5 protein-coding genes and 1 pseudogene are annotated in these 7,370 nt (G+C 50.4%); 2 read left to right on the top strand and 4 right to left on the bottom strand.

What is annotated here, in order from left to right; translation table 11 throughout:
* Positions 1-532 precede the first annotated feature (532 nt).
* Positions 533-787 carry a relaxase accessory protein MobC gene (mobC, locus tag AB4H76_RS23710; protein ID WP_000091745.1) on the bottom strand — a complete coding sequence of 85 codons (255 nt, stop codon included), beginning with the start codon at positions 785-787 and terminating at the stop codon, positions 533-535.
* 178 nt (positions 788-965) lie between these two features.
* Here mobC (AB4H76_RS23710) and mobQ (AB4H76_RS23705) point away from each other — a divergent pair, with 178 nt between their 5' ends.
* A complete protein-coding gene (gene mobQ, locus AB4H76_RS23705; protein WP_063090928.1) occupies positions 966-3,125 on the top strand; it encodes a MobQ family relaxase in 2,160 nt (719 codons plus the stop codon).
* A 257-nt stretch (positions 3,126-3,382) separates the two neighbouring features.
* On the opposite strand, the pseudogene AB4H76_RS23700 reads toward mobQ (AB4H76_RS23705), so the two are convergent.
* Together AB4H76_RS23700 and mobC (AB4H76_RS23695) are read right to left on the bottom strand one after the other, a co-directional pair.
* Positions 3,383-3,560 (bottom strand): annotated as a pseudogene (locus tag AB4H76_RS23700) (replication initiation protein); the annotation flags it as partial.
* A gap of 258 nt (positions 3,561-3,818) precedes the next feature.
* Positions 3,819-4,073: a relaxase accessory protein MobC gene (mobC, locus tag AB4H76_RS23695; protein ID WP_000091745.1), complete on the bottom strand. Its 255-nt coding sequence runs from the start codon at positions 4,071-4,073 to the stop codon at positions 3,819-3,821.
* A 178-nt stretch (positions 4,074-4,251) separates the two neighbouring features.
* Here mobC (AB4H76_RS23695) and mobQ (AB4H76_RS23690) point away from each other — a divergent pair, with 178 nt between their 5' ends.
* A complete protein-coding gene (gene mobQ, locus AB4H76_RS23690) occupies positions 4,252-6,411 on the top strand; it encodes a MobQ family relaxase (RefSeq protein WP_063090928.1) in 2,160 nt (719 codons plus the stop codon).
* Positions 6,412-6,668: 257 nt separating this feature from the next.
* Here the strand turns inward: mobQ (AB4H76_RS23690) and AB4H76_RS23685 are convergent.
* Positions 6,669-7,370 (bottom strand): replication initiation protein (locus AB4H76_RS23685; protein ID WP_001281397.1); only part of this gene is annotated, 702 nt, incomplete at its 5' end.

Here is a 7,370-nt window from a genome sequence, read left to right as displayed (position 1 = left end):
AGAGCATCCCTCCCCAAAAGGTAATGAATAAAAGATAAACATACCCTCAACGAAAGGCAATGCCTTTTTATTTTAATATCCCTTTTTCTGTGAATATTACCTTAAATCATATTGCCTTTACCTTAAATCATATTACCTAAACACCTTAAATCATATTACCTTTACCTTAAATCATATTACCTATAGCGGTGTAACATTTTGTTTTCTATAAGGAATTTTGGCGCTAAAACAAGTATTAAAAACAAGATCTTAAAAACAAGATCTAAAAACTTAACGACGAGCCTGTGGATAACTTGGAGTGCTGAAAACAAAAAACCAATAAAAACAATGCGTTGCAAAAAAGCAGAATTGCAAGTTCCGAATACACCCCCTCCAACCCTGTGGAAATCCAGTATTCATGCGGGTTCAGCGCATATCACCTCCCGAAAAACCGTGCGTATGTGCTCAATCAGGCGACGGATTCACTTCCGCTTCCTCGCCCACTCGCTCGCTAACGCTCGGTCGCTGGGACTGCGGCGAGCGGACGATACAATCACTGTCCTGGCAGCGCTTCCAGCTCGTTAATCAGCGGCAGTATGCGCGTCACATCAGCCTGTCGTGTCACCTCTGCCTTCAGGAACTGGAGTAACCAGGCACGCAACTGCACCTCCTCCGGCTTTCTGACCTTTGCCAGCAATGCTGCACCCACAATGACCTTCTGCGCTGTGTCCAGACTCCTGCTCTTCGCCTTCAGGCGCTGTAATCTGGCCTCAGCATCAGCAATCTTCTGTTCGAGTGTTCTGCTCATGATGTAACTCCGTGCGCGATGAAAAATCGCATTTTAGCGCGTCACTGGTAGTTTAAAAACTGAGCTGGCATAATGCACGGAAAATCACGAAGTGCGCACTTATACAATCTCCACTCCGTTTCGATTGTGTGCGCCCTGCGGGGCTGAAAGAAAACCACAAAAAGGCATTACGGCAGAAATGGCGATTTATCATCTCAGCATGAAAATCATTTCGCGAAAAAACGGCTACAGCGCCGTTGCTTCTGCTGCCTATCGTTCCGGTTCACTGATGCCTGATGAGCGTACCGGACTGATTCACGATTACACCCGCAAAAGCGGCGTGGCTGAGGCCGTGATTCTGACTCCCGCAACCGCCCCCACCTGGTGTACGAACCGTGCCGAACTCTGGAATGCTGTTGAGAAGGCTGAGCGCCGGAAGAACTCACAACTTGCGCGGGAAATTGAACTCGCCATCCCCCGCGAACTGCCGCAGGATGCCGCACGGGAAACCGTTCTCGCCTTTGTCAGGGAAAACTTTGTCAGTCAGGGCATGATTGCTGATGTGGCGTTCCATCACATGGATAAAACAAATCCCCATGCGCACATCATGCTGACCACAAGAGCTGTCGGACCTGCGGGATTTGGAGGAAAGGTCAGGGACTGGAACGACCGGACACATGCCGAGACATGGCGGGCATCATGGGCTGACCATGCGAACAGGGCACTGACGAACGCCGGTTATCAGGAAGAGATAGACCATCGTTCATACGAGCGACAGGGGCTTGAGAAAACGCCTGGTATTCACCTTGGAAAGTCTGCCTGTGCGATGGAAACACGCGGTATCGAGACAGAACGCGGCGAACAGAATCGTCTGATTAACAGGCTTAACCTGGAAATACAGATTTCCCGTACCGAACTCAGGAACAGCGGGCTGACAGAGCCTGCCCGCCGTGTGGCTGACCTTCTGAATATCGTGCTTCCTGACAACGCAACTTCGTACACACTACGTGACATCATCGAAGCGTTGCCGAAGGACAGTAACGCGGCATGGAAACTCACCAGTAATGCCATGTCGATGATGGCAGATATGCAGGCGACGCGCAGACGCTGGGAAGAGCTGAACACCGAACGAAAGGAAGCGATGAGCCATGCTGCCAGCCTGAAAAAATCATCGCCGTTTTCGTCCGGTTTTTCCCGTATTCCCCTGATGCAATGGGCTGCACCGGAATACAGCAGCGAACAGGACAAAATTCAGTCGCTGAGCCAGCGCATGGAAAAATTACGGCTGCATTACCGGAAGGTTGAGAAACAGGACATTCCCGCGAGTCAGATGGTATTTGAAACACAGTGGCAGCAGTGGGGGGCTTCCGGCCTTGCAGCGCTCAGAGCTCAGTTGCTTAAACGTGAAGAGGAATTGCGCCGGAGGGAGCAGGAGGATACAGAACGTCGTCGCGCGGAGCGACTGGCTGAGCAGCTCAGGAAAAATGACAATGCCGTTATGGATTCAGGGGTACTGAGAGCAGTCGTTACGGGGTATGGCGAGGCTCCCATGCCAGGTAACGGGGAAATGACCTGTTACCTTCTGCTTCACAACCGGAACGGAGAATATACGCTCTGGGGGAACGAGCTGGAGAAATACCGCTCCAGAATTTTTGAGAGTGTTGATTTAATGCGTGACAGGAGTGGTTATATCTGTGACCGAAGCGAAATCGGTCAACGTCCACCACTGCAACGTGTTTATTCCTCTGCGACCTTTGAGCAACTGCTGACGCAGGTTTGCCAGACATGGCCGCAACATACCCGTAATCTCCGCCAGCCGAAAACATGGCCGGAGTCTTTCTGTCTTGGAGAAGACCGCCAGCCAGCCATTCCATCACTGGCGGCAAGGAAGGTGGATTTTACGCAGGGACGTCTGCCACCGACGCTGATGCCGGTAATGAGTTCTGTCGACCGGGAAAACCGCCAGCTTCAGCTTTTGCTGGTCATGGGCGTGGATGACTCTCTGGGCGGTGTTGTCCGGCTTAATGGTACGCTGTATCCCGCGTTTGCCGTTCCCTCAGCCGATAACAGCCAGCTGGTCATCAGTGCACTGACCGATAAGGGGTTACGGTATGCAGGGTATGGTGTTGCCGTAAATCACGATGCAGACAGCCACATATCACCTGCGCCGGAACTTATGGAGTTTCATCTGAAAACCCGTGAGGCACCGCTTTTTGCTGCCGTCAACACACCAGAAAAACAGCCGGATCATCTGTTCCGCTCGCTGGGTTTTAATCGTACCTGGGACGAATGGCGGCGCGAGGAAGATGCACGAACACACGCCACCGAGAGGAGACATGATCGCGGTTGGTCACAGTGAATGTGAACAATATTTTGTTTTATTTAACATCGTGTTATGTTCTTCGATGTTCTTCGATGTTCATCGACAGGGATGAATGCAAGAAGCACACACACATAATGCAAGCATAGTTTTGTTTTTCCGCCCCCAAAAAATGGGGGTTCTTTTTTCGCTGCATTAGAGCGCTTTTGACGCAATTTTTCACTTCAATAGTACCTTCGCACTACTAACACAAAAAAAACGCAGCAGGGAGCGTTTTAGGTGCCTTAAAATCGATTTTAGATCGTCATCTTGATTTGTTTCTTCCTTGAAGCGAAAATGCAGGGCTACAACCGTGCGCCCCTTTTTGATCGTCTCAACCGTTACAGCCAGGTCGCTTTTTTTGTTCAGTTCGTCAATGCAGGGTCTTAATAATTGCTGGTTAAGTGATTTATATGTTTGATATTTATGCTCTATATCAAAGCCTGTGGATAACTTGGAGTGCTGAAAACAAAAAACCAATAAAAACAATGCGTTGCAAAAAAGCAGAATTGCAAGTTCCGAATACACCCCCTCCAACCCTGTGGAAATCCAGTATTCATGCGGGTTCAGCGCATATCACCTCCCGAAAAACCGTGCGTATGTGCTCAATCAGGCGACGGATTCACTTCCGCTTCCTCGCCCACTCGCTCGCTAACGCTCGGTCGCTGGGACTGCGGCGAGCGGACGATACAATCACTGTCCTGGCAGCGCTTCCAGCTCGTTAATCAGCGGCAGTATGCGCGTCACATCAGCCTGTCGTGTCACCTCTGCCTTCAGGAACTGGAGTAACCAGGCACGCAACTGCACCTCCTCCGGCTTTCTGACCTTTGCCAGCAATGCTGCACCCACAATGACCTTCTGCGCTGTGTCCAGACTCCTGCTCTTCGCCTTCAGGCGCTGTAATCTGGCCTCAGCATCAGCAATCTTCTGTTCGAGTGTTCTGCTCATGATGTAACTCCGTGCGCGATGAAAAATCGCATTTTAGCGCGTCACTGGTAGTTTAAAAACTGAGCTGGCATAATGCACGGAAAATCACGAAGTGCGCACTTATACAATCTCCACTCCGTTTCGATTGTGTGCGCCCTGCGGGGCTGAAAGAAAACCACAAAAAGGCATTACGGCAGAAATGGCGATTTATCATCTCAGCATGAAAATCATTTCGCGAAAAAACGGCTACAGCGCCGTTGCTTCTGCTGCCTATCGTTCCGGTTCACTGATGCCTGATGAGCGTACCGGACTGATTCACGATTACACCCGCAAAAGCGGCGTGGCTGAGGCCGTGATTCTGACTCCCGCAACCGCCCCCACCTGGTGTACGAACCGTGCCGAACTCTGGAATGCTGTTGAGAAGGCTGAGCGCCGGAAGAACTCACAACTTGCGCGGGAAATTGAACTCGCCATCCCCCGCGAACTGCCGCAGGATGCCGCACGGGAAACCGTTCTCGCCTTTGTCAGGGAAAACTTTGTCAGTCAGGGCATGATTGCTGATGTGGCGTTCCATCACATGGATAAAACAAATCCCCATGCGCACATCATGCTGACCACAAGAGCTGTCGGACCTGCGGGATTTGGAGGAAAGGTCAGGGACTGGAACGACCGGACACATGCCGAGACATGGCGGGCATCATGGGCTGACCATGCGAACAGGGCACTGACGAACGCCGGTTATCAGGAAGAGATAGACCATCGTTCATACGAGCGACAGGGGCTTGAGAAAACGCCTGGTATTCACCTTGGAAAGTCTGCCTGTGCGATGGAAACACGCGGTATCGAGACAGAACGCGGCGAACAGAATCGTCTGATTAACAGGCTTAACCTGGAAATACAGATTTCCCGTACCGAACTCAGGAACAGCGGGCTGACAGAGCCTGCCCGCCGTGTGGCTGACCTTCTGAATATCGTGCTTCCTGACAACGCAACTTCGTACACACTACGTGACATCATCGAAGCGTTGCCGAAGGACAGTAACGCGGCATGGAAACTCACCAGTAATGCCATGTCGATGATGGCAGATATGCAGGCGACGCGCAGACGCTGGGAAGAGCTGAACACCGAACGAAAGGAAGCGATGAGCCATGCTGCCAGCCTGAAAAAATCATCGCCGTTTTCGTCCGGTTTTTCCCGTATTCCCCTGATGCAATGGGCTGCACCGGAATACAGCAGCGAACAGGACAAAATTCAGTCGCTGAGCCAGCGCATGGAAAAATTACGGCTGCATTACCGGAAGGTTGAGAAACAGGACATTCCCGCGAGTCAGATGGTATTTGAAACACAGTGGCAGCAGTGGGGGGCTTCCGGCCTTGCAGCGCTCAGAGCTCAGTTGCTTAAACGTGAAGAGGAATTGCGCCGGAGGGAGCAGGAGGATACAGAACGTCGTCGCGCGGAGCGACTGGCTGAGCAGCTCAGGAAAAATGACAATGCCGTTATGGATTCAGGGGTACTGAGAGCAGTCGTTACGGGGTATGGCGAGGCTCCCATGCCAGGTAACGGGGAAATGACCTGTTACCTTCTGCTTCACAACCGGAACGGAGAATATACGCTCTGGGGGAACGAGCTGGAGAAATACCGCTCCAGAATTTTTGAGAGTGTTGATTTAATGCGTGACAGGAGTGGTTATATCTGTGACCGAAGCGAAATCGGTCAACGTCCACCACTGCAACGTGTTTATTCCTCTGCGACCTTTGAGCAACTGCTGACGCAGGTTTGCCAGACATGGCCGCAACATACCCGTAATCTCCGCCAGCCGAAAACATGGCCGGAGTCTTTCTGTCTTGGAGAAGACCGCCAGCCAGCCATTCCATCACTGGCGGCAAGGAAGGTGGATTTTACGCAGGGACGTCTGCCACCGACGCTGATGCCGGTAATGAGTTCTGTCGACCGGGAAAACCGCCAGCTTCAGCTTTTGCTGGTCATGGGCGTGGATGACTCTCTGGGCGGTGTTGTCCGGCTTAATGGTACGCTGTATCCCGCGTTTGCCGTTCCCTCAGCCGATAACAGCCAGCTGGTCATCAGTGCACTGACCGATAAGGGGTTACGGTATGCAGGGTATGGTGTTGCCGTAAATCACGATGCAGACAGCCACATATCACCTGCGCCGGAACTTATGGAGTTTCATCTGAAAACCCGTGAGGCACCGCTTTTTGCTGCCGTCAACACACCAGAAAAACAGCCGGATCATCTGTTCCGCTCGCTGGGTTTTAATCGTACCTGGGACGAATGGCGGCGCGAGGAAGATGCACGAACACACGCCACCGAGAGGAGACATGATCGCGGTTGGTCACAGTGAATGTGAACAATATTTTGTTTTATTTAACATCGTGTTATGTTCTTCGATGTTCTTCGATGTTCATCGACAGGGATGAATGCAAGAAGCACACACACATAATGCAAGCATAGTTTTGTTTTTCCGCCCCCAAAAAATGGGGGTTCTTTTTTCGCTGCATTAGAGCGCTTTTGACGCAATTTTTCACTTCAATAGTACCTTCGCACTACTAACACAAAAAAAACGCAGCAGGGAGCGTTTTAGGTGCCTTAAAATCGATTTTAGATCGTCATCTTGATTTGTTTGTCTTCCTTGAAGCGAAAATGCAGGGCTACAACCGTGCGCCCCTTTTTGATCGTCTCAACCGTTACAGCCAGGTCGCTTTTTTTGTTCAGTTCGTCAATGCAGGGTCTTAATAATTGCTGGTTAAGTGATTTATATGTTTGATATTTATGCTCTATATCAAGCATTGAGCGAAAATCATCGAGAGCGATAATACGTTCGCCAGTACTGCGGAACTGCTGGAGGAGTTCGTATATCCTTATACTGTAACTTCTTGATAATCTAGATATATTCTTGATTACAACTCTAGTAAATTGCCCTTGTAGTTGTGTCAAATAAGGCATTACTGCGTCAGAAAATGTTATTTGTGCTCTGGCCTCGCCTTTAGCGTACTGTGCCCGATACTGGATCCAGCGGAACTCCTCACGTTTCTCGTCATCCTTGAGAATGATTGACCTGTCCCACAAACGATCAATTGCTTCCTGTAACTGAACCTCGGCATTTTTCCGCCCCATGTCAGGGAATGAATCGAAATATTCCGCAGCTGTAATGGTCATTGTCTTTTGCAATTTTGGAGATTCTGCATCAGCCCCAGACTTCAATCGACCGATGCAAAGTAACAAAAATCGCTGTTCCTGTAGGGTCAATTTATAACTGGCTTCAACCAGCGCATTGGATTTATAGGCAATTAGATCCGACAT

Origin of the sequence: Escherichia sp. UTM R2, from assembly GCF_048593455.1 — a bacterium.
GTDB classification, from domain to species: domain Bacteria; phylum Pseudomonadota; class Gammaproteobacteria; order Enterobacterales; family Enterobacteriaceae; genus Escherichia; species Escherichia coli.
The sequence above is the reverse complement of the archived record's forward strand: the minus strand, read 5'-3'. Positions and strand labels throughout refer to the sequence as shown.

What these genes read in the sequence shown, in the direction of transcription:
- mobC (WP_000091745.1), bottom strand. Translation starts at nt 787, where the DNA reads ATGAGCAGAACACTCGAACAGAAGATTGCTGATGCTGAGGCCAGATTA.
- mobQ (WP_063090928.1), top strand. Translation starts at nt 966, where the DNA reads ATGGCGATTTATCATCTCAGCATGAAAATCATTTCGCGAAAAAACGGC.
- mobC (WP_000091745.1), bottom strand. Translation starts at nt 4,073, where the DNA reads ATGAGCAGAACACTCGAACAGAAGATTGCTGATGCTGAGGCCAGATTA.
- mobQ (WP_063090928.1), top strand. Translation starts at nt 4,252, where the DNA reads ATGGCGATTTATCATCTCAGCATGAAAATCATTTCGCGAAAAAACGGC.